The organism is Novosphingobium sp. ES2-1, from assembly GCF_015169775.1.
GTDB classification, from domain to species: Bacteria; Pseudomonadota; Alphaproteobacteria; order Sphingomonadales; family Sphingomonadaceae; genus Novosphingobium; species Novosphingobium subterraneum.
In genome coordinates this window covers 2,397,570-2,417,669 of the sequence record NZ_CP063445.1, presented here as the reverse complement: position 1 = coordinate 2,417,669, position 20,100 = coordinate 2,397,570, and the positions used below count along the sequence as shown (strand labels likewise).

Genomic DNA, 20,100 nt, shown 5'->3' with positions numbered 1-20,100 from the left:
GTGACCCGCCCGTCCCGGAGCGGGCGGAGGCGCGTGATGGGCAAGCTGTGGTATATCCTGACGGCGGGGCTTGGTGGCCTCGCCGTTGTTGCATCGGTGCCTGCCCGGGCTGAAGTTACGGCACGGACCGATTCCGGTTTCGTTATTCGCGTCACCGGGGAAGTCGCCGCCAGCCCGGCAGAGGCGTGGAAGGCCTTTACGACGCCGTCGCTGTGGTGGAACCCGCAGCACACTTTTTCCGGCGAGGCGGCCAATCTTTCCCTGGATGCGAGTGCAAACGGCTGCTTCTGCGAGAAGCTGCCCGTTCCGAAGGGCGCTCCGGCTACGCAGAAGCCGGGTTCTGTCATGCACATGCGCGTGATTTACGCCGAACCTTACCGTGCCCTCAGGCTGGTGGGCGGGCTTGGCCCGCTGCAGTCCGAGGCGGTGAACGGGACCATGACGGTAACATTCAAGCCAGTGGAGGGCAGCGGTGGAAAGTCGACCCGCATTCTCTGGGAATATGTTGTCGGCGGCTTCATGCGCTACAAGACCGACACCATTTCGGGGGCCGTCGACAAGGTCCTGGGCGAGCAGATCAGCGGTTTGACCAAACTTATCGGACCAGCGAGTCCGGTTGACACCAAGCTGCTTTCGACGGAGCCGCTGGCCCCGGAAGCCTCGCTTGCCGGAACCAGGCCGGGTGCGAACGACAGTACCACAGACGTGGCACCACCACCACCAGAAGAAGATGCACCGACCTACACCCCCGATCCGACAAAGGATGACGCAGCGGCCGGTGAGTCGGTGAAGTCGGCGCTCGACCAGCTTTTCAAGAAGAAGGACGATCGCTTGCCGCCTGGGCGGTGAGGGCAAGCATCGCCGCTTTCCCACGGCGCAAAAGGCGTTAATCTGAATGCCAACAACAGCGCGACTCGGAACCTCTCCGGGTTGGGCGAATAACGGGCCGCACCCGCCGCTACCGGCATGCATATCGTGAGCCGACAGAGGCTCCGACCTGGGGGAGAGTACCGTGGCCGTATCCGATCATGTTGACCTGCCGACCTTCATGGAGGGCGTGAAGAAGCGCAATCCGTATCAGCCGGAATTCGTCCAGGCGGTTCAGGAGGTTGCTGAAGACATCTTCGAGTTCATGCAGGACAAGGAGGAGTATCACTCGCAGCAGATCCTGCGTCGCATTGCCGAGCCGGATCGCGTGGTCTCGTTCCGCGTTTGCTGGGAGGACGACAACGGCAACATTCGCGTGCAACGCGGTTGGCGCGTGCAGAACAACAATGCGATCGGTCCCTACAAGGGCGGCATCCGCTTCCATCCTTCCGTCACCGAATCCGTGCTGAAGTTCCTTGCGTTCGAGCAGACCTTCAAGAACGCGCTGACCGGCCTGCCGATGGGGGGTGGCAAGGGCGGATCGAACTTCAATCCCAAGGGCAAGAGCGTGCGGGAGATCATGCGCTTCTGCCAGAGCTTCATGACCGAACTCTACCGCCACATTGGTGCCGACATTGACGTTCCCGCAGGCGACATCGGCGTAGGCGGGCGCGAGATCGGCTTCATGTTCGGCCAGTACAAGCGCATCACCAACAACTTCACAGGCGTGCTGACCGGCAAGGGCCTCGAATGGGGCGGTTCCCTGATCCGCACCGAGGCGACCGGTTATGGCGCGGTCTACTTCCTGGCCAACATGCTGGCGACGAAGGGAGAAGACCTCACGGGCAAGACAGCGGTGATCTCCGGCTCCGGCAACGTGGCAACCCATGCCGCCGAGAAGATCGTGCAACTGGGCGGCAAGGTCCTGACACTGTCGGATTCGGGGGGCTACATCCACGACCCCGACGGTATCGATCAGGAAAAGATCGACTGGGTGAAGACGCACAAGACCCACCGTCGCGGCCGGATCGAGGAATATGTCACGGCGTTCCCGAAGGCGACATTCGTGGCCGGCAAGACGCCTTGGGGCGTGCCTTGCGACGTCGCGCTGCCCTGCGCGACCCAGAACGAACTGCTCGGCGATGATGCGCGCATGTTGATCGCCAACGGCTGCAAGGCGGTGGCCGAGGGTGCCAACATGCCGACCGATCTGGACGGTGTGCATGTCTTCAAGGCAGCCAAGATCCTTTACGCGCCAGGCAAGGCCTCCAACGCTGGCGGCGTGGCCGTCTCCGGCCTCGAAATGAGCCAGAACTCCGAACGCCGCTCGTGGAAGGAGGAAGAACTCCAGCAGATGCTCAAGGACATCATGTCGGGCATCCACAAGTCGTGCCTCGCCTATGGCGATCAGGGCGGCGGCTATATCGACTACGTCAAGGGAGCGAATATCGCCGGCTTCAAGAAGGTGGCGGATGCGATGCTGGCCTTCGGCGTCGTCTGATCCGCAAGGCGAGGCTGGAGAACCGGGGGTGCCGAACGGGGCACCCTCGGGTCAGACGGTAGGTTGCTCAAGTTATCTTAGAGGCGCTGTCGAGCAATGACCGGACCGGAGAGATCTCCTGCAGGGAGTACCCTGCCGGGCCCTGACTGACGATTCGCAGATTTGGACGCAGCTTGGAGCGCAGGCCGGAAATCAGGACTTGCAGCGACTTCGTGCTGATCGGTCGATGCGTCGAACGGCCACTGATGGCAAGCTGGCTGCTCCGCACAGGTGACCCGCGCGCGGCCACGAGCATGGACAGGACACGCGCCTCGCGGCCGAGCAGTGGCTCTCGGGTGAAGTGCTGAAGATGCAGGTCCCTGACTTCCTCGACGACCTTCGACTGCTGGCTCTGGGCGATGCGGCCCAGCACGGCTCGCACCCGCGCTGCAGCCTCGGCGACCGGCATTTCACGATCGAAGACATCGTCGAAACCGGCATTGAGCAACTGCGCTTTCACGCTTGGCCGTACTTCGCGCATGATGACTATCTTGGCCTTCATTTTCAGCAAGGGGCGATAGATGCGCATGAGCTTGCGGATCCGGACAGCGTCGCTGCCAATGACGAAAAGCGTGTTATAGTATTCCCGACTGTCATCGATATGGCCGATGTAATCGTCGGTAATGCGGTGGAGCTGAACCCGGCCCGAGATCGCCCGAGCGAGCGCGGTTTCGGGCGCTGGATCGCCATTCCCGAAGTATAGCGTACGTGCACTGACGACTTCCTGGCGCGGGCCTTTCGGCTTCGCGCCCGGGGGCGGGCTACCTGGTCTGCCCCCGCCGCCGCCACCGGCCGCAGACTGCGGCTTACGGGATTGAGACATTTGGCAGTAACTTTCGATATACGGTCCGGATTAACTTTATAGATATTCTGCATTCTTGCAATGACGCCGCCGGCTCTGCGGTCGGTGAAAGGCAGGGCGCCGCGATTCGATCACAAGCAACGCTTCACGGAAGCGCGTCCAATTTGGCGCGAAACCCACCCGCGTCGTGGACAACGCCGTTTGCGCACCATCCTGCCGGCCGGGCATATTGCGAGAAAAGCGAGATAAGCTAAGGATTTGCGCCAAGGCGTTGCCAAATCGGCGCGGATATTTCGTTCCCCTCTTGTTCCACGGGAACACAACGAGTACATAACCCTTGTTGACGGCTCGTGTCAGCCAACTCTAGCAAGGGAAACGAAGCCATGGCGGCTCAGCTCAAGCTCATCGAGGAAGGTAAGATCAAGGACATGGATCGTCAGAAGGCGCTCGACGCAGCCCTTGCACAGATTGACCGTGCGTTCGGCAAGGGTTCGGCAATGAAGCTGGGCTCGAAGGAAGCGATGCAGGTGGAGGCGATCTCCACCGGGTCGCTGGGGCTTGATATCGCACTCGGTGTCGGCGGTCTGCCGCGCGGACGCGTGATCGAAGTCTATGGGCCGGAAAGCTCGGGCAAGACCACGCTCGCGCTGCACGTCATCGCCCAGGCCCAGAAGACCGGTGGCACGGCGGCATTCATCGATGCCGAGCATGCGCTCGACCCGGTCTATGCCAAGAAGCTGGGTGTCGATATCGACAACCTGATCGTGTCGCAGCCGGATACTGGCGAACAGGCGCTGGAAATCACCGACACGCTGGTGCGCTCCAACGCGATCGACGTGCTGGTGGTGGACTCCGTGGCCGCGCTCGTGCCGCGTGCGGAAATCGAAGGCGAGATGGGCGACAGCCACGTCGGCCTGCAGGCCCGCCTGATGAGCCAGTCGTTGCGCAAGCTGACCGGTTCGATCAGCCGTTCGCGCTGCATGGTGATCTTCATCAACCAGCTGCGCATGAAGATCGGCGTGATGTACGGCAACCCCGAGACGACGACGGGCGGCAACGCGCTCAAGTTCTACGCCTCGGTCCGCCTCGACATCCGCCGCACCGGCCAGATCAAGGATCGTGACGAGATCGTCGGCAACGCCACGCGCGTGAAGGTGGTCAAGAACAAGGTGGCTCCGCCGTTCAAGCAGGTTGAATTCGACATCATGTATGGCGAAGGCATCTCGAAGATCGGCGAAATCCTCGACCTCGGCGTCAAGGCCGGGCTGGTCGAGAAGTCGGGTGCCTGGTTCAGTTATGACTCGATCCGCATCGGGCAGGGGCGCGAGAACGCCAAGAACTTCCTGCGCGAGAATTCCGAACTTTGCGACCGGTTGGAAGCCGCGATCCGCGGCCGCACCGACAAGGTTGCCGAAGGTCTGATGGTCGGTCCGGACGCGGACGACGACGTCTGATCTTCAAGGCGGCGGGCAGCCTCCATCCCCGGTGCAAGCCGGGCCCGCCAGCCAGACAAAGAGCCCGCGCGTTCCCCGGCAGGATCGCGCGGGCTTTTTGTTTGCGCGCCGGCGGTTGCGGGTTAACCTTCCACTTAAACCGCACGGAGAATCGCCTTGGGCATCATCGTTCACCATCTCAACAACAGCCGTTCGCAGCGGGTCCTCTGGTTGCTGGAGGAGCTTGGCGTCGATTACGAGATTCGCCACTATCAGCGCGATGCGGTGACCAACCTGGCGCCGCCCGAACTGAAGGCCGTGCACCCGCTGGGCAAATCGCCCCTGCTGGAGATCGATGGCCGGGTCATCGAGGAATCGGGCGCGATCGTGCAGGTCCTGTGCGAACGCTATGGCAAGGGCACATGGCTCCCGGCGGAAGGTTCGGACGACGCCCTGCGGCACCTCGAACTGATGCATTTTGCCGAAGGCTCGGCCATGACCCCCGTCCTCCTGCAGCTTTATACCTCGCGCCTTGGAGAGGCTGCCGCGCCGCTGAAGCCGCGCATCGACGAACAGCTGGCAGCCCATTTTGGCTACATGGAGCAGATCCTGCGCCCGTCCGGCCACTTTATCGGCGACAATTGGACCGGGGCGGATGTGATGATGAGCTTCCCGGCAGAGATCGCGGTCATGCAAGGAGCGGGTGCGCATTTCCCCAAGCTCGCGGCATTCGTCGCGGCCATCCACGCGCGGCCCGCGTGGCAGCGCGCGCGCGAAAAGGGCGGCGACTATTTCGGGATGTAAGGCATGACCAACGCGAGTGACTGGCAGGGGACGGTCGGACGGAGCTGGGCCAGCGAATGGCGGCGCACCGATGTCAGCTTTTCCGACCTGACACCCAAACTTCTGGCCGCCATCGCTCGAGAGCCGGGCGCGGCTGTTGCAGATATCGGTTGCGGAGCGGGGGAGCTGTCGATCGCCATTGCCGAGGCAAGGCCGCAAGCGCAGGTGACCGGCGTGGATATCTCTGCCGATCTGGTCGATGCGGCCCGCTCCCGCGCCATTCAGCCAAACCTGACGTTCGAGCTGGCCGATGCCTCGCAGTGGCAACCCGCGTCACGGCCGGACCTGTATGTATCGCGCCACGGCGTGATGTTCTTCTCCGATCCGCAAGCAGCCTTCGCCCATCTGGCCGCGCAGGCGATGCCAGGAGCGCGCCTGGTCTTCTCGTGCTTTCGCAAGGCTGCCGAGAACGACTGGGCGGCGGCCATCGCGGCGCTACTGCCGAAAGGTGATTCTCCGCCAGCTTCGCCAACTGCGCCGGGCCCCTTCGCATTCGCCCTGCCGGAGCACGTGCGACGCTGCATGGCAGGATGGCGGGCGGTGGAGTTCGCGCCGGTGGATTTCCGGTACATCGCCGGCACCGGGCCAGATGCCGTGGGCGAGGCGATGGCGCTGTTCGGCCGCATCGGACCTGCTGCGGCGGCCTTGCGGACTTTGCCCGAGGCCGAGCGCGCAGCGGTCGAGATGCGGCTCGCCGAGCTTGTGGAGGCCCATCATCGGGACGGCGTGGTGGCATTCAATGCTGCGGCGTGGCTGGTAAGCGCCACGTCCGATCACAATGATGGATGAAACGTGCTTGTAGCGCGCCGAACGCTCGCCTAATCGGCCTTTCATGACTTCGACGAACGAAATCCGCCGCTCCTTCCTCGAATACTTCGGCTCGCACGGGCACGATGTGGTGCAGTCTGCGCCGCTGGTGCCCTACAACGACCCGACGCTGATGTTCACGAACGCCGGGATGGTGCCGTTCAAGAACGTTTTCACCGGGCTCGAGACACGCGCGACCCCACGCGCCACCTCGTCGCAGAAGTGCGTGCGCGCGGGCGGCAAGCACAACGATCTCGACAACGTCGGCTACACTGCGCGGCATCACACCTTCTTCGAGATGCTCGGCAACTTCTCGTTCGGCGACTACTTCAAGGAGCAGGCGATCACCCATGCGTGGACGCTGCTGACGCGCGAATGGGGCCTGCCCAAGGACAAGCTGCTCGCCACCGTCTACCATACCGACGACGAGGCGTTCGAGCTGTGGAAGAAGATCGCAGGCCTGCCTGAAGATCGCATCATCCGCATCGCCACCAAGGACAACTTCTGGGCGATGGGCGACGATGGCCCGTGCGGTCCCTGCTCCGAAATCTTCTTCGATCATGGCGATCACATCTGGGGCGGCCCTCCGGGATCGCCGGAAGAGGATGGCGACCGCTTCATCGAGATCTGGAACCTCGTGTTCATGCAGTTCGAGCAGACCGCGGGTGAAATCACCGGCAGCCTGCCCAAGCCGAGCATCGATACCGGCATGGGCCTCGAGCGGATTGCCGCCGTTCTGCAGGGCGAACACGACAACTACGACACCGACACATTCAAGGCGCTGATCGCCGCCTCCGAAAGCCTGACTTCGGTGAAGGCCGAGGGCGAGCAGCGCGCCAGCCATCGCGTGATTGCCGACCACCTGCGCTCGACCAGCTTCCTGCTGGCCGATGGCGTGCTGCCTTCGAATGAGGGCCGCGGCTATGTGCTGCGCCGGATCATGCGCCGCGCCATGCGCCACGCGCACCTGCTGGGTGCCAAGGATCCCCTAATGCACCGCCTGGTGCCGGCACTGGTCGCCGAGATGGGCGCTGCTTATCCTGAGCTTGGCCGTGCACAGCCGCTGATCGAGGAAACCCTGCTGCGTGAGGAAGTGCAGTTCCGCCGCACGCTTTCGAACGGCATCAAGCTGCTCGACGAAGCGACCGCTGCGCTGGGCGAGGGCGATGCGCTGCCGGGCGAGACCGCATTCAAGCTCTATGACACTTACGGCTTCCCGTACGACTTGACCGAAGACGCACTGCGCGCACGCGGCATCGCGGTGGACCGCGAAGGCTTCGATGCGGCGATGGCGCAGCAGAAGGCGGCGGCGCGTGCGGCGTGGAAGGGTTCCGGCCAGGCTGCGGACAGCGAAGTGTGGTTCGATATTGCCGAGCGTGTCGGCGCGACCGAGTTCACCGGCTACACCGCCACCACCGGCGAGGCGCAGGTCGTGGCGCTGGTCAAGGACGGCAAGGAAGTCGAGAGTGCTGCGGCGGGCGACGACGTTACCGTGATCGTCAACCAGACGCCGTTCTACGGCGAAAGCGGTGGCCAGACCGGTGACGCAGGGACGATCACCGGCGCTGATGGTCTCAAGCTGGCAGTGAGCGACACCGCCAAGCCGCTGGGCCGCCTGCACGCCCACAACGCGAAGGTCGAGGCCGGCGCGATCAAGGTCGGTGACGTGGTGAAGCTCGACATCGATGTCGAACGTCGCGATGCAATCCGCGCCAACCACTCGGCCACGCACCTCCTGCATGCGGCACTGCGCAATCGCCTTGGCGGGCACGTGACGCAGAAGGGCTCGCTGGTCGCCGCCGATCGCCTGCGTTTCGACTTCTCGCAGCCGACTGCACTGACGCCTGAGGACATTGCCGCGATCGAAGCGGAAGTGAACGCCGAGATTCGTGCCAACGAACCAGTGACGACGCGCCTGATGAGCCCCGATGATGCGATCGAGGCGGGGGCGATGGCACTGTTCGGTGAAAAGTATGGCGAGGAAGTGCGCGTGCTTTCGATGGGCCGTGCGACGGAGAAGCACTATTCGGTCGAACTGTGCGGCGGGACGCACGTTCGGGCGCTGGGCGATATCGGCGTGTTCCGCATCGTCAGCGAAAGCGCGGTCTCGTCGGGCGTGCGCCGCATCGAGGCGCTGACCGGCGAGGGCGCGCGGCAGTGGTTCGTGGCCCGCGAAGAGGCATTGAAGCACACCGCGTCGATCCTGCGCACGACGCCGGAAGACGTGGAAGCTCGCGTGTCCGCGCTGATGGAAGAGCGCAAGAAGCTAGAGCGCGAACTGGCCGAGGCGAAGAAGGCGCTGGCGCTGGGCGGCGGTGCAGCCAAGGCGGAGAACGCGGACGAGGAAGTGGGCGGCATCAAGTTCTCGGGCCAGGTGCTCGACGGGCTGGACCCCAAGGAACTGCGCGGACTGCTCGATCAGGCAAAGCAGCGTCTGGGTTCGGGCGTTGCGGTGATCGTCGCGGTGAACGAGGGCAAGGCTTCGATCGCGGCGGCGGTGACAGAGGATCTCGTCGGAAAGGTCAGCGCGGTCGATATGGTGCGCGCAGGCGTGGAAGCACTTGGCGGCAAGGGTGGTGGTGGCCGTCCGGACATGGCCCAAGGCGGCGGTCCGGACGGAGCAAAGGCTGCCGAGGCGATTGCTGCGGCTAAGGCTGTTCTTTCGAATTGACCGTTATTGCCTGCGCCCGCTGGCGCCGCGCGTTTCGGGTTCGGAGCCGCGGGCCAGATCCTTTTCGCGCATCGTGGCGTCGGTCTGCTGCGGCCCCTTGATCGGGCCCTTGTTCGGCTGATCGTCCTGCGTTGCCGGGTTCAGGTCGGGCTTGTTGCTGCGGTGGGTCATGTTTCTCTCCTTGCCCTGAAAACACAGGGCAAGGAGATCGGTTGCGGGCTGTCAGGCAGAGCGTTCCCGGAGCGAGGCAGACTTGAGCTTGGGAAGCGAATTGAGCTCGCCTTCCTCCTTGATCTTCTGGCGCAGTTCGTCGCGCTTTTCGTGGATCGAGGCGATGACCGGGCCCATCGGGAAGCCGAGATCGACGAGCACAGCTTCGGACAACTGTAGCGAACTCTCGAGCGTCTCGGGCACGGCATGGCTGGCGCCGGCCTTGTAAAGCGCGGCGGCGTGCGTCGCGTCGCGCGCGCGGACGATGATCGGGAGGTCAGGATGTGCGCTCCGCAGGCGCTTGACCATGCGCAAGATGAGGACGGGTTCGTCCATCGTCAGGATCATCGCCTTGGCATCATCGAGGCCGAGCCGGGCGATTGCCGCTTCGCTGTCGACGTTGCCGAACAGGACCGGCAGGCCATCCTTGCGCGCGTTCCTGACGATGCCGGGGTCCGAATCGATGCCGAGCCAGGCGGCCTTGTGGACCGTCAGCATCTCGGCGATGAGCCTGCCGACGCGGCCGAAGCCCATGACGACGACGCGCTCGCCTTCGGGCTCCTCGACGAACGTATTCTGTCCGACGTCCGCAGTCCCGCGCGCGACCCGCTGCCCCCATGTCTCACCTAGTTTGGCCAAGAGCGGCGTAATCGTCAGGCCGATGGCGGTGACGATCTGCCAGAATTGGGCAGTCTCCCGGTCGATGAGGGTTGCCTCGGCGGCCGTGGTCAGAACGATCAGGGTAGTTTCCGATGGGCTGGCCATCAGGATGCCGGCTTCGAGTGCGGTAGCGCGCTCCTTGCCCATGGCGCGTAGGGCGAACATCGTGACAAGCGCTTTGAGCACCACCACACCGACGACTGCGAGGGTGAGCGGCCCGATCTGTGCCCAGACGACGCGCAGGTCGATGCCCATGCCGATGGTGATGAGAAAAACGCCCAGCGCAAGCCCCTTGAACGGCTTGGTAATCGCTTCGACCTCGGTGTGATACTCGGTCTCGGCGATGAGCAGGCCCGCCAGCAGCGCGCCCATGATCGGCGAGAGGCCGACGAGAGACGTCGACAGCGCTGCGGCGATCACAACCAGCATCGTGGCAGCAAGGAACAACTCGGGGCTCTTCGTCTGTGCAGCCTGGGCGAAAAGGCGCGGTAGCAGCAGGCGTCCGCCGACCAGCAGGACGGCAATGACGATGCCGCCATAAAGCAGCGTTTCGCCAAGGGTTGGGCCATCCGAATGCGCGGCGACCGGGCCCATTGCACCAAGGATGAAGATGATCGGCACGAGCGCGATATCCTCGAACAGGAGCATCGACAGCGCGGCGCGGCCGACGGGACCATGGGTGCCGGCGATGGGCAGGACCAGCGCGGTCGAGGAAAGCGCAAGTGCAAGGCCGAGGCCGAAAGCGCCGCTGATCTGCAAACCGGTGGCAAGAAGTGCCGCCGACAGGAGGAAGGCCGAAATGCCAAGCTCCATCGCGCCAAGGCCGAAGACCAGTCGGCGCATGTCCCACAGGCGATTGAAGGACAACTCCAGGCCGATCTCGAACAACAGGAGGATGATGCCGAACTCCGCGAAAGGCGTGATCGCGGCCGGATCGGAAATGGTGAAGTGGTACAGCCAGGGGTACTGCGGCACGAGCGCGCCGAGGCCGAACGGGCCGACCACCAGTCCGACGAGGATGAAGCCGATGATCGGGGTGATGCGGAAGCGGGCGAAGGCCGGGATGACGATGCCTGCGGCACCGAGGATTACAAGAGCGTCGGAAAGTGCGGTCGTCGGTTCGAGATTGCCTGCCATTGGCGAAGGTTAGGGGAGGGGGGCAATGGTGTCACCCGTTTCTGCATGTCGAACTGTTGCCAAAGCAAAAGGGCCCCGGCGGCAACCGGAGCCCTTTGCTGTTTCCGTAATGGAACCGGCGCTTATGCCCAGTTCTTCATTTCGGCTTCGAGGTTCTCGACGATGGCTTCGAAGAACTTCTCGGTGGTCATCCAGGCCTGATCCGGGCCGATCAGCAGGGCGAGGTCCTTGGTCATCTTGCCGCTTTCGACGGTTTCGATGCAGACGCGCTCGAGCGTTTCGGCGAACTTCACGACTTCCGGGGTCTCGTCGAACTTGCCGCGGTACATCAGACCGCGGGTCCACGCGAAGATCGAGGCGATCGGGTTGGTCGAGGTCTGCTTGCCCTGCTGGTGCTGGCGGTAGTGACGGGTCACGGTGCCGTGGGCAGCTTCGGCTTCGATGGTCTTGCCGTCGGGCGACATGAGGACCGAGGTCATCAGGCCGAGCGAGCCGAAGCCCTGCGCAACCGTGTCGGACTGCACGTCACCGTCATAGTTCTTGCAGGCCCAGACGAACTTGCCCGACCACTTGAGCGCCGAGGCGACCATGTCGTCGATCAGGCGGTGTTCGTAGCTGATGCCGGCGGCGGCGAACTTTTCCTTGAAGCCTTCGGTGTCGAACACTTCCTGGAACAGATCCTTGAAGCGGCCGTCGTAGGCCTTGAGGATGGTGTTCTTGGTCGACAGGTAGACCGGCCAGCCCAGCGACAGGCCATAGTTGAACGACGCGCGGGCGAAGTCGCGGATCGAATCGTCGAGGTTGTACATCGCCATGGCGACGCCACCCGAGGGGTAGTTGAACACTTCGCGGTCGATCGTCTCACCGTTGTCGCCTTCCCAGACGAGACGCAGCTTGCCGGGGCCGGGGACGACGAAGTCGGTGGCGCGGTACTGGTCGCCGAAGGCGTGACGGCCGACGACGATCGGGTCGGTCCAGCCCGGGACGAGGCGGGGCACGTTCTGGATCACGATCGGTTCGCGGAAGACCACGCCGCCGAGGATGTTGCGGATCGTGCCGTTGGGCGACTTCCACATCGACTTGAGGTTGAATTCCTCGACGCGCTGTTCGTCAGGCGTGATCGTGGCGCACTTCACGCCGACGCCGTACTGCTTGATTGCATTGGCGGAATCGATGGTGATCTGGTCGTCCGTCTCGTCGCGCTTCTGGACCGAGAGGTCGTAGTACTTGAGGTCGATGTCGAGGTAGGGGAGGATCAGGCGCTTGCGGATCCATTCCCAGATGATCCGGGTCATTTCATCGCCGTCGAGTTCGACGACCGGGTTCTTCACCTTGATCTTCGCCATGTCCGTCCTGTCTTTCAAGCTGGGGAGAGAAATTGCGCCTTCCCTTAGCAGAGGCTTGCCGGTGCGCAAGGCAGTGGGGCGATTCGCGCAATTTTTGCAGGCTTTGCGCTGGACATCGGCGCATGGGCAATGCAGATATTTAAGTGACCGGTTAAAGCCGGGTGGAAGTCCTTTTGGAGAGATGCGATGAGCGAGGCGGAAGTCCTTACCCAAGTCGATGGCAACGTGCTGATCGTCACGATCAACCGGCCCGATGCAAAGAATGCCATGAACAAGGCTGCGGCCGAGGGCATTTCGGCAGCGATGGACCGGCTGGATGCCGAGGCCGACCTGCGCTGTGCGATCCTCACCGGGGCTGGCGGCACGTTCTGTTCAGGGATGGATCTCAAGGGCTTCCTGCGCGGGGAGTCGCCGTCGATTCCCGGGCGCGGTTTTGGCGGCCTGTCGGAATGGACGCCGAAGAAGCCGATCATCGCTGCGGTCGATGGCTATGCCTTGGCGGGCGGCATGGAACTGGCGCTGTCGTGCGACCTGATCGTGGCGAGCGCTTCATCCAAGTTCGGCATTCCCGAAGCCAAGCGCGGACTTGCCGCTGCTGCCGGTGGCCTGATCAAGCTGCCGCGCCAGATCCCGCCGCGCATCGCCATGGAACTGGCGCTGACCGGCGACTTCATCACCGCCCAGCGCGCTTATGAGCTCGGCTTCATCAACCAGATCGTCGAGGGCCCGTCGCTGGAAGCAGCAAAGGCTCTGGCAGCGAAGGTCGCCGAGAACGGTCCGCTCGCACTGATCGCGTCGAAGGGCATCATCCGCGATTCGCATGAGTGGACCGAGGCGGAAATGTGGAAGAAGCAGCAGGCCTATATCGCGCCGGTATTCACGTCGAGCGACGCACGCGAAGGCGCCGCCGCCTTTGCCGAGAAGCGCAAGCCGAACTGGCAGGGCAAGTAAGATCGCAAGGGCGGGGGCGCTGGTCGCTCCCGCCACTTTTCCTACCGATCAACAAAAGCCTGCGTCGATCAACAAAAAACCCCGCCATTGGCGGGGTTTCTTATGCGATGGTGGGCGTAGCAAGGATTGAACTTGCGACCCCTACGATGTCAACATAGTGCTCTACCACTGAGCTATACGCCCGCACCATCTGCTTGTCCCTTGGCTGGCGGAGAACCGCTGATCGCGTCGGGAAGCGCGCCATTAGCCCCCGTCCCGATTCATGGCAAGGGGGAATTTGCAGCCGGAGTTCAGCGGCTGCCCGCGAACTGCGCATCCTCGAACACGCGCTCGACTTCCAGCACCAGATCCTTGAGGTGGAACGGCTTTGACAGAACCCGGGCCTGGGGTGCCTCACGATTTGCCTTGAGCGTCACAGCGGCAAACCCGGTGATGAACATGACCTTGGTGCTGGGGCTGATCTCGCTGCAGCGTTGCGCCAATTCGATCCCGTCCATTTCCGGCATCACGATGTCAGACAAGAGGAGGTCGAAATGTTCGGATTCGAGCAGGGGAATTGCGGCGGTGCCCCTGTCCACGGCAGCCACCGAATAGCCGGCATTTTCCAGCGCGCGGGTCAGGTAAGTGCGCATCGCCTCTTCATCTTCGGCGAGCAGGATCCGGATCATGGCGAACCTGTTTTTTAGTGGGGCTTCAGTTCCATGGCCTATAACGCCGATGGGGTTAACAATCTCCCGCCTGAAGCTTCGCGCAAACCGCTTTTTGCCCGCAACCCGACATGTGGTCCAATCGTTGTCGGACCTTGCTTTGACTTGCGTGCGAATCGGTTGCACCTTTGCGGGATGCAGCATGAGTGTGAGCACCAGGGCGATTCGGCTTCGGTCCATGGCGGGTCGGTGCCGGGCAATCCCGGTGTGCCGGCCTACAGCCTGACCACGATCGATCCTTCGCCGATCCCCGTGGTGATCGCCGTCCCGCACGCAGGAAGGGCCTATGCCAAGTCGCTGCTGGACCGGATGCGTCATCCCGCATTCGCAGCGCCCCGGCTTGAGGATCGCTACGCCGATCTCTTGGGGCAGGCGGTTTCTCGCCGGACCGGCGCGGCGCTGCTCATCGCCCATGCGCCGCGGGCCATGCTCGATCTCAACCGTGCCAGCGATGATGTCGACTGGGAGATGGTCGGTGGTCCACCGGCCGATGCTTCGGCCGCGCCCAGCGGTTTTGGCAGGCGCGCACGAAGCGGGCTGGGGCTGGTGCCGCGTCGTCTGCCGGGCCTTGGAGAGCTGTGGAAGCGCAGGCTCGACCACAGCGAACTGGCAGAGCGGATTGCAGCGGTGCATCAGCCTTATCACATGGCGCTCGCCAGCACGCTCGAGACGATTCGGGACCGTTGGGGCGCTGCCCTGCTGATCGATCTTCATTCGATGCCACCGCTGGCGGCGCGTTCGCCCGGAGAGCGTGCGCCGGAATTCGTCGTGGGCGATCGGTTCGGCGCTTCGTGCGATGGGGGTGTGGTGGCTTCCGCGTTCGGCTTCTTCACCGAAGCTGCGCGACGGGTGTCGCACAACCGGCCTTATGCCGGGGGCTACGTGCTGGAGCGACACGCAAGGCGTGCCGAAGGCCTTCACTGCATGCAGCTCGAGATAGACCGCACCTGCTACCTCGATGCACGCATGGCCGAACCCGGCCCCGGCTTCGAAGCCACGATCGAACTGTTGGTGGGCCTGGTGCGCCGACTCGCGGTCGATGTGGCGGACCTTGGCCGCGCATCCGATCGCGGACGCTGGCGCGCTGCTGCCGAGTAGGTGCGCGCTTTATGGGCAAACGCGCGGGCAGACTTGCGCAAGCTCATGTAACCCAAGAAAAAACCACCTGGAGCAAGCTCCAGGTGGCCAAGGTTCAGGGAGGAGGTGCACGTGAGTGCACCAGTTACGCTGGGCCATGAGGGGAGCCGCAACGCAACAATCACAAGATAGGTGAGGGGATTTGCCCCTGCAAGGCCTTTCGAGGGATTTTTGCAACACCCCAAGAAAAAACGCGATGAACCGAATGGTTCACCGCGCTTTTCTGTTGACCTGTGGCGCGATCGCTCAAGCCCGATGTCAAATCGTGTCCGGCTTATTCAGCCGGAACCTGGATCGCCGGAATCGGACCCTTGCCCAGTTGAACCTGTGCGCCGAAGATCTGGCTGATCAGTTCGAGCGAGAACAGGTGGGCATAAAGCAGCGGCAGCAGGCCGCTCTGCGCCCAGCCACGCAGCACGTCACCCCGCACATCGCGCAGCTTTTCCTGATTGACCATCTGGAAGCCGCGATAGACGAACGGCTGGTCATTGCCCTGCTGCTGGATCGCGACTTCGCCCTCCATGAGCAGGTCGTGCTTCTTCAGCTCGTCGATGAAGGCCTGCGTGCGCTGGCCGGCCTGTTCGAACTGTTCGCAGAAGCCGAGTGCAGCCTGGGTCGCTTCAGAAGGCTGGCCGTCGGTGAAGAGCTCCTGCCCTTCCACCGAATCGCCGAGCAGGTTTGCCGAAGGGTCGAAGCACAGCGAAAGTTCTTCGCTATTGGGGTTCAGCTTGGCGAGCAGGAACGGGTAGCGGCGGACATAGGCCGGAATGTAGATCGGCTGGGTGACCTTGCCTTCATCATCAACAAAGACGTTCACGCCTTCGTTCAGCCCCATCAGCGCCAGCGGAACCGGGTTGTCACCCGATGCAAAGATGATCGGGTAATGGCGTGCTGCTTGGGGAAATTCCTCAGCCGTCAGGGGGATGGCGTGCTGTCCGATCAGCCAGGGAGCTGCATCCGCGTTCTTCGCCTTCCACGTTGCATGGTCCCGGCTGTTGAGCGGCATCAGGTCGTTGTAGAACATCGGCAGGTTCGCTTGCGGCGCGCTGGCCATTTTGCATCTCTCCAAGAATCAAAACATTCGCGCGGGCAAAACTCACTCTGGCCGCGGCTTAGCGGGAACGCCGGTTCTTAGGGGCTGCCAGAAGGCCGCGCAAGCCGCGTCAGACAAGCTTTCCGGGGTTTAGCAGGCCGTCCGGGTCCAGTGCCTGCTTGATGGCGCGCATCGTGGCAAGCACCGTGGGATCGGAAAGGCGGGCCAGTTCGTCACGTTTCAGCCTGCCGATTCCGTGTTCGGCAGAGATCGAGCCTCCCCACGCAACCACCATGTCGTGGACCTGTGCACTGATCGCCTTGCCGTCGCCTGCTTCCCACGATGCCCGGTCGCTGACCGGCGGCGCGATGACGTGGAAGTGGACGTTGCCGTCACCGAGATGCCCGAAACAGACCGCGCGGGTGCCCGGCCAATCGGCTTCGAGGCGCGGGACGGCGGCCTCGACAAAGGCGGGCATCTTTTCGACCGGCACGGAAATGTCGTGCTGCATCGCCGGGCCAAGCGCGCGTTCGGCTGGCGAGATGGTCTCGCGGATCAACCACATGCGCTCGGCCTGGTCTTCGCTGGCGGCGATCGTGGCGTCAGCGATGAGATCGCGTTCGAACGCCGTGGCAAGGATGCGCTCGGCCAGTTCGGGCAATCTCGCGGCGGTGTCCTCGTCGCCTGCGACCAGTTCGATCAGGGCGTGCCAGGCATGAGGCTCCGTCAGCGGCGCGCGCGTTCCGGGGGTGTAGGCCTGAACCGCCTCGAGGCTGTGCTGGGGCAGGACCTCGAAGCCTTCCAGCAGCCCCGGCGCCATGTCCTCTGCCAGAAGCAGGAGGCTGCGCGCATCGTGGAGTGAGGTCGTGCCGGCCCACATCACCGTCCTGCCGGCAATGGCGGGAGCGAGCCGCAAGGTCGCAGCGGTGACGATGCCCAGCGTTCCTTCCGAACCGATCAGCACCTGCTTGAGATCGAAACCCCGGTTGTCCTTCTTGAGCGGGGTCAACAGGTCGAGCACGCTGCCATCGGCCATGACAGCTTCGACCCCCAGCACCAGCGCTCGCATCGAGCCATGGCGCAAGACTTGCGTACCACCGGCGTTGGTCGATACGAGCCCGCCGATCGTGGCCGAGCCCTTGCCGCCAAGCGTGAGGGGGAAGCGCAGGCCCTCTTTCTCCGCCGCCTCGTGCAGGACCTGCAGGATGACGCCTGCCTCGCACGTGGCCGAACGCGCCGCGGTATCGAGCGCGGTGATCCGGTTCATGCGGCGCAAGGAGAGGATGATCTCGCGCCCGCTTTCGAATGGTGTCGCGCCACCCGACATGCCGCTGTTGCCGCCCTGCGGCACGATCGGCACGCCATGCCTGGCGCACAGCTTCACCAGAGCGGCGACCTCGGCGGTCTTGGCTGGCGAAGCGATTGCCCGCGCCGCGCCGGTGTAGCGGCCGCGCCAATCGGTCAGCCATGGGGCCATGTCAGCGGGATCGGTAGTCAGACCCTTTGGCCCGAGCAGACGGGCCGCTTCTGCAAGAAACGTTTCGCTCATCACGGCATCGGCTATTGCCACCCCGCAGGAAGGGCAATTCATTTTTCATTGCTGGCAGGTTAAGCAACCGTTCAACCCCGGAGGCTAGGGGTGTCAGGAGCGGTTGGAGCGGGGTCAGGGCCGCTTGGCCGTAGAGGGGACGTCGAGAGTTTTTGCATCGGAATGCCCAACGTATTCAACCTATTGGCCTCATTGGGCATGCTGCTGGCCGTACCGGTTGGTACACCCGTGGCGATACCCGATAGCGATACGCAATGGGCGACTGCTTCCATTCCGGCAGGATCGCCCCTCATTGTCGACGACTTCGGGGCGAGCGCTTTCAACAGCTTCATTGCCGACGGCTTGGGCGACCAGTCCTGGAATCAGGTGCGCATCGAGCAGCGCATGATCATCCGTATTGCACCGCGCCTGCCCGGCCAGATGTACACGCCGATGCCGGCCGCGCCTCAGCCGCCGCGTTTTTATGAGCGCAAGACCAGCAAGTGCCTGCCGATCACCAGCATTGCGGGCGTGCAGATCGAATCGCAGGATCGCCTCCTGCTTGTCACGCGCGGGCGGAAGCTGATCGGTGCCAGTCTCGACAAATCCTGCCGCGCTCGCGACTTTTATTCGGGCTTCTATGTCGAGAGGAACGAGGACGGGCAGCTCTGTGCCGGCCGGGATACGATCCATTCGCGGGCCGGAGCGAACTGTGCCATTACCAAGATGCGCGAACTCGTGCTGGAAGATGACTGACAGTCCCGTCTCGTCGCGGAATTCTTGACTTTTCGGGCCGTATCGTCTTAGCGCGCAGACAGTGCTGGCGGCGTTTTGCGATGCAGGCTGTCCAGCGGGCACATTTGCGTTCGTGCCGTCTCTAGTTCTCGGAAAATTGCCTGCATGAAGTTTGCCGATCTCGGCCTCTCGGATGAATTGCTCCAGTCGGTGCTCGACGCCGGCTATGATGAGCCCACTCCGATCCAGGCGCAGGCAATTCCCGCTGTCCTGATGATGAAGGACATCATCGGCATCGCCCAGACCGGCACCGGCAAGACGGCCGGGTTCGTGCTGCCGATGATCGACATTCTCGCTCATGGCCGCCGCCGCGCGCTGATGCCGCGCTCGCTGATTCTCGAACCGACGCGCGAACTGGCCGCGCAGGTTGCCGAGAATTTCGAGAAGTACGGCAAGAACCACGACCTCAAGATGGCGCTGCTGATCGGTGGCGTGCAGATGGGCGATCAGGTCAAGGCGCTGCAGGACGGTGTGGACGTGCTGATCGCCACGCCCGGGCGCCTGATGGACCTGTTCGAACGCGGCAAGATCCTGCTCACCGGCTGCGATCTGCTCGTGATCGACGAGGCCGACCGCATGCTCGACATGGGCTTCATCCCCGATATCGAGAACATCTGCACCAAGCTGCCGACTCAGCGCCAGACGCTGCTGTTCTCGGCAACGATGCCGCCGCCGATCAAGAAGCTGGCCGACAAGTTCCTGTCGAACCCGAAGATGATCGAAGTGGCACGTCCGGCCTCGACCAACACCAGCATCGCCCAGTTCAAGGTGAAGTGCACCTCGCGCCAGAAGCGTGAAGTGCTGCGCCAGCTGCTGCGGACCGACAATGTCACCACGGCCATCGTCTTCGCCAACCGCAAGACGACCGTGCGCGAACTGGCCAAGTCACTGCAGCGCCATGGCTTTGCCGCAGGGGAAATCCACGGCGACATGGACCAGAGCGCGCGCAACGCCGAGCTGCAGAAGTTCAAGGACGGCGACATCTCGATCCTCTGCGCCTCCGACGTCGCCGCACGCGGGCTTGATGTGAAGGGCGTGAGCCACGTCTTCAACTTCGACACGCCCTGGCACCCGGACGACTACGTCCACCGTATCGGCCGCACCGGTCGCGGCGGGGCGACGGGACGCGCCTTCACGCTGGTGGCGTCGGAAGATGCCGAGGCGATCGACAATGTCGAGAAGCTGCAGGGGACCAAGATCCCCGAGTTCAAGCTCGAGATCGCCGAGAAGGAAGAGCGCAAACCCCGCGAGACCGAGCGCCGCGAGGAAGAGCCGAAGCGCGAAAGCCGCCGCGAACGTCCCGCTCGCGAGGAACGCAAGCCCCGCGCCGAACGCGAACCGCGTGCAGAAGCCCGCCAGGAACGCGCTCCACGGCGCGAACAGCCCAGCTACCGCGACCACTCCGAACCGCCGTCAAAGCCGGGTGAGTGGAACGGACCGATTCCGGAATTTCTGGCGGTTTCGGCGCTTTAATCAGGCGACACGAACGGATGTTGGGCGATTGAGACAGGACGCCCCCTGATGAAGTCGTCGGCCCGGACTTGATCCGGGCCTTGGCTTTTCTCTTCGGACGCTGCGCCGGAAGAATAGCCCAACCCCGTGTCAAGCACGGGGTGACGGGAGGTAGATCAGG

Annotated in this window: 17 protein-coding genes and 1 tRNA gene; 10 read left to right on the top strand and 8 right to left on the bottom strand. The window is 63.5% G+C overall.

The annotated features are described in order from the left end of the window. Nucleotides 1-36: 36 nt before the first annotated feature. A complete protein-coding gene (locus IM701_RS11745) occupies nucleotides 37-849 on the top strand; it encodes an SRPBCC domain-containing protein (protein WP_193827040.1) in 813 nt (270 codons plus the stop codon). 163 nt (nucleotides 850-1,012) lie between these two features. Then, the gene (gene gdhA, locus IM701_RS11740) at nucleotides 1,013-2,368 is read left to right on the top strand and encodes an NADP-specific glutamate dehydrogenase (RefSeq protein WP_039334327.1); all 1,356 of its coding nucleotides are present in this window, start codon (nucleotides 1,013-1,015) and stop codon (nucleotides 2,366-2,368) included. A gap of 67 nt (nucleotides 2,369-2,435) precedes the next feature. On the opposite strand, the gene IM701_RS11735 is transcribed toward gdhA, so the two are convergent. After that, a complete protein-coding gene (locus tag IM701_RS11735) occupies nucleotides 2,436-3,230 on the bottom strand; it encodes a helix-turn-helix domain-containing protein (protein ID WP_193827039.1) in 795 nt (264 codons plus the stop codon). A gap of 362 nt (nucleotides 3,231-3,592) precedes the next feature. Between IM701_RS11735 and recA the strand changes: the two genes are divergently transcribed. The 4 genes from recA to alaS all read left to right on the top strand — a co-directional run bounded on the left by recA (nucleotide 3,593) and on the right by alaS (nucleotide 8,963). Next, nucleotides 3,593-4,663, top strand: a complete 1,071-nt coding sequence (gene recA / locus IM701_RS11730; RefSeq protein WP_039334323.1) for a recombinase RecA — start codon at nucleotides 3,593-3,595, stop codon at nucleotides 4,661-4,663. Between the two features lie 156 nt (nucleotides 4,664-4,819). After that, nucleotides 4,820-5,446 carry a glutathione S-transferase family protein gene (locus IM701_RS11725; protein ID WP_193827038.1) on the top strand — a complete coding sequence of 209 codons (627 nt, stop codon included), beginning with the start codon at nucleotides 4,820-4,822 and terminating at the stop codon, nucleotides 5,444-5,446. Between the two features lie 3 nt (nucleotides 5,447-5,449). Beyond that, nucleotides 5,450-6,274, top strand: coding sequence for a trans-aconitate 2-methyltransferase (locus tag IM701_RS11720; RefSeq protein ID WP_193827037.1), 825 nt, complete (start codon nucleotides 5,450-5,452; stop codon nucleotides 6,272-6,274). A 43-nt stretch (nucleotides 6,275-6,317) separates the two neighbouring features. Beyond that, entirely contained in the window at nucleotides 6,318-8,963 is a 2,646-nt protein-coding gene (alaS, locus tag IM701_RS11715) for an alanine--tRNA ligase (RefSeq protein ID WP_193827036.1), read from the top strand. Nucleotides 8,964-8,966: 3 nt separating this feature from the next. Here the strand turns inward: alaS and IM701_RS11710 are convergent, their stop codons facing one another. From IM701_RS11710 to IM701_RS11700, 3 genes are all read right to left on the bottom strand, one after another. After that, complete coding sequence (locus tag IM701_RS11710; RefSeq protein ID WP_156135766.1) at nucleotides 8,967-9,134, bottom strand: hypothetical protein; 168 nt, start codon at nucleotides 9,132-9,134, stop codon at nucleotides 8,967-8,969. Between the two features lie 51 nt (nucleotides 9,135-9,185). Beyond that, on the bottom strand, nucleotides 9,186-10,970 hold the full coding sequence (locus IM701_RS11705; protein ID WP_039334317.1) for a cation:proton antiporter: 1,785 nt from the start codon (nucleotides 10,968-10,970) through the stop codon (nucleotides 9,186-9,188). A 122-nt stretch (nucleotides 10,971-11,092) separates the two neighbouring features. Further along, nucleotides 11,093-12,316, bottom strand: coding sequence for an NADP-dependent isocitrate dehydrogenase (locus IM701_RS11700; RefSeq protein WP_193827035.1), 1,224 nt, complete (start codon nucleotides 12,314-12,316; stop codon nucleotides 11,093-11,095). A 186-nt stretch (nucleotides 12,317-12,502) separates the two neighbouring features. On the opposite strand from IM701_RS11700, the gene IM701_RS11695 reads away from it, so the two are divergent. Continuing rightward, on the top strand, nucleotides 12,503-13,267 hold the full coding sequence (locus IM701_RS11695; RefSeq protein ID WP_039334313.1) for a crotonase/enoyl-CoA hydratase family protein: 765 nt from the start codon (nucleotides 12,503-12,505) through the stop codon (nucleotides 13,265-13,267). Nucleotides 13,268-13,375: 108 nt separating this feature from the next. On the opposite strand, the gene IM701_RS11690 is transcribed toward IM701_RS11695, so the two are convergent. Together IM701_RS11690 and cpdR are read right to left on the bottom strand one after the other, a co-directional pair. Then, nucleotides 13,376-13,450: transfer RNA gene (locus tag IM701_RS11690), tRNA-Val, on the bottom strand. 107 nt (nucleotides 13,451-13,557) lie between these two features. Then, nucleotides 13,558-13,935: a cell cycle two-component system response regulator CpdR gene (gene cpdR / locus IM701_RS11685; RefSeq protein ID WP_062348304.1), complete on the bottom strand. Its 378-nt coding sequence runs from the start codon at nucleotides 13,933-13,935 to the stop codon at nucleotides 13,558-13,560. A 174-nt stretch (nucleotides 13,936-14,109) separates the two neighbouring features. On the opposite strand from cpdR, the gene IM701_RS11680 reads away from it, so the two are divergent. After that, the gene (locus IM701_RS11680; RefSeq protein ID WP_052242349.1) at nucleotides 14,110-15,072 is read left to right on the top strand and encodes an N-formylglutamate amidohydrolase; all 963 of its coding nucleotides are present in this window, start codon (nucleotides 14,110-14,112) and stop codon (nucleotides 15,070-15,072) included. A 313-nt stretch (nucleotides 15,073-15,385) separates the two neighbouring features. On the opposite strand, the gene IM701_RS11675 is transcribed toward IM701_RS11680, so the two are convergent. Both IM701_RS11675 and IM701_RS11670 read right to left on the bottom strand, forming a co-directional pair. Then, nucleotides 15,386-16,165: a SapC family protein gene (locus IM701_RS11675; RefSeq protein ID WP_193827034.1), complete on the bottom strand. Its 780-nt coding sequence runs from the start codon at nucleotides 16,163-16,165 to the stop codon at nucleotides 15,386-15,388. Nucleotides 16,166-16,274: 109 nt separating this feature from the next. Continuing rightward, nucleotides 16,275-17,693 (bottom strand): FAD-binding oxidoreductase, encoded by a 1,419-nt coding sequence (locus IM701_RS11670; protein WP_193827033.1) that lies wholly within the window; start codon nucleotides 17,691-17,693, stop codon nucleotides 16,275-16,277. A 162-nt stretch (nucleotides 17,694-17,855) separates the two neighbouring features. On the opposite strand from IM701_RS11670, the gene IM701_RS11665 reads away from it, so the two are divergent. Next, nucleotides 17,856-18,428, top strand: coding sequence for a hypothetical protein (locus IM701_RS11665; protein ID WP_156135765.1), 573 nt, complete (start codon nucleotides 17,856-17,858; stop codon nucleotides 18,426-18,428). 144 nt (nucleotides 18,429-18,572) lie between these two features. Beyond that, nucleotides 18,573-19,940 (top strand): DEAD/DEAH box helicase, encoded by a 1,368-nt coding sequence (locus IM701_RS11660; protein WP_193827032.1) that lies wholly within the window; start codon nucleotides 18,573-18,575, stop codon nucleotides 19,938-19,940. Nucleotides 19,941-20,100: the final 160 nt, after the last annotated feature.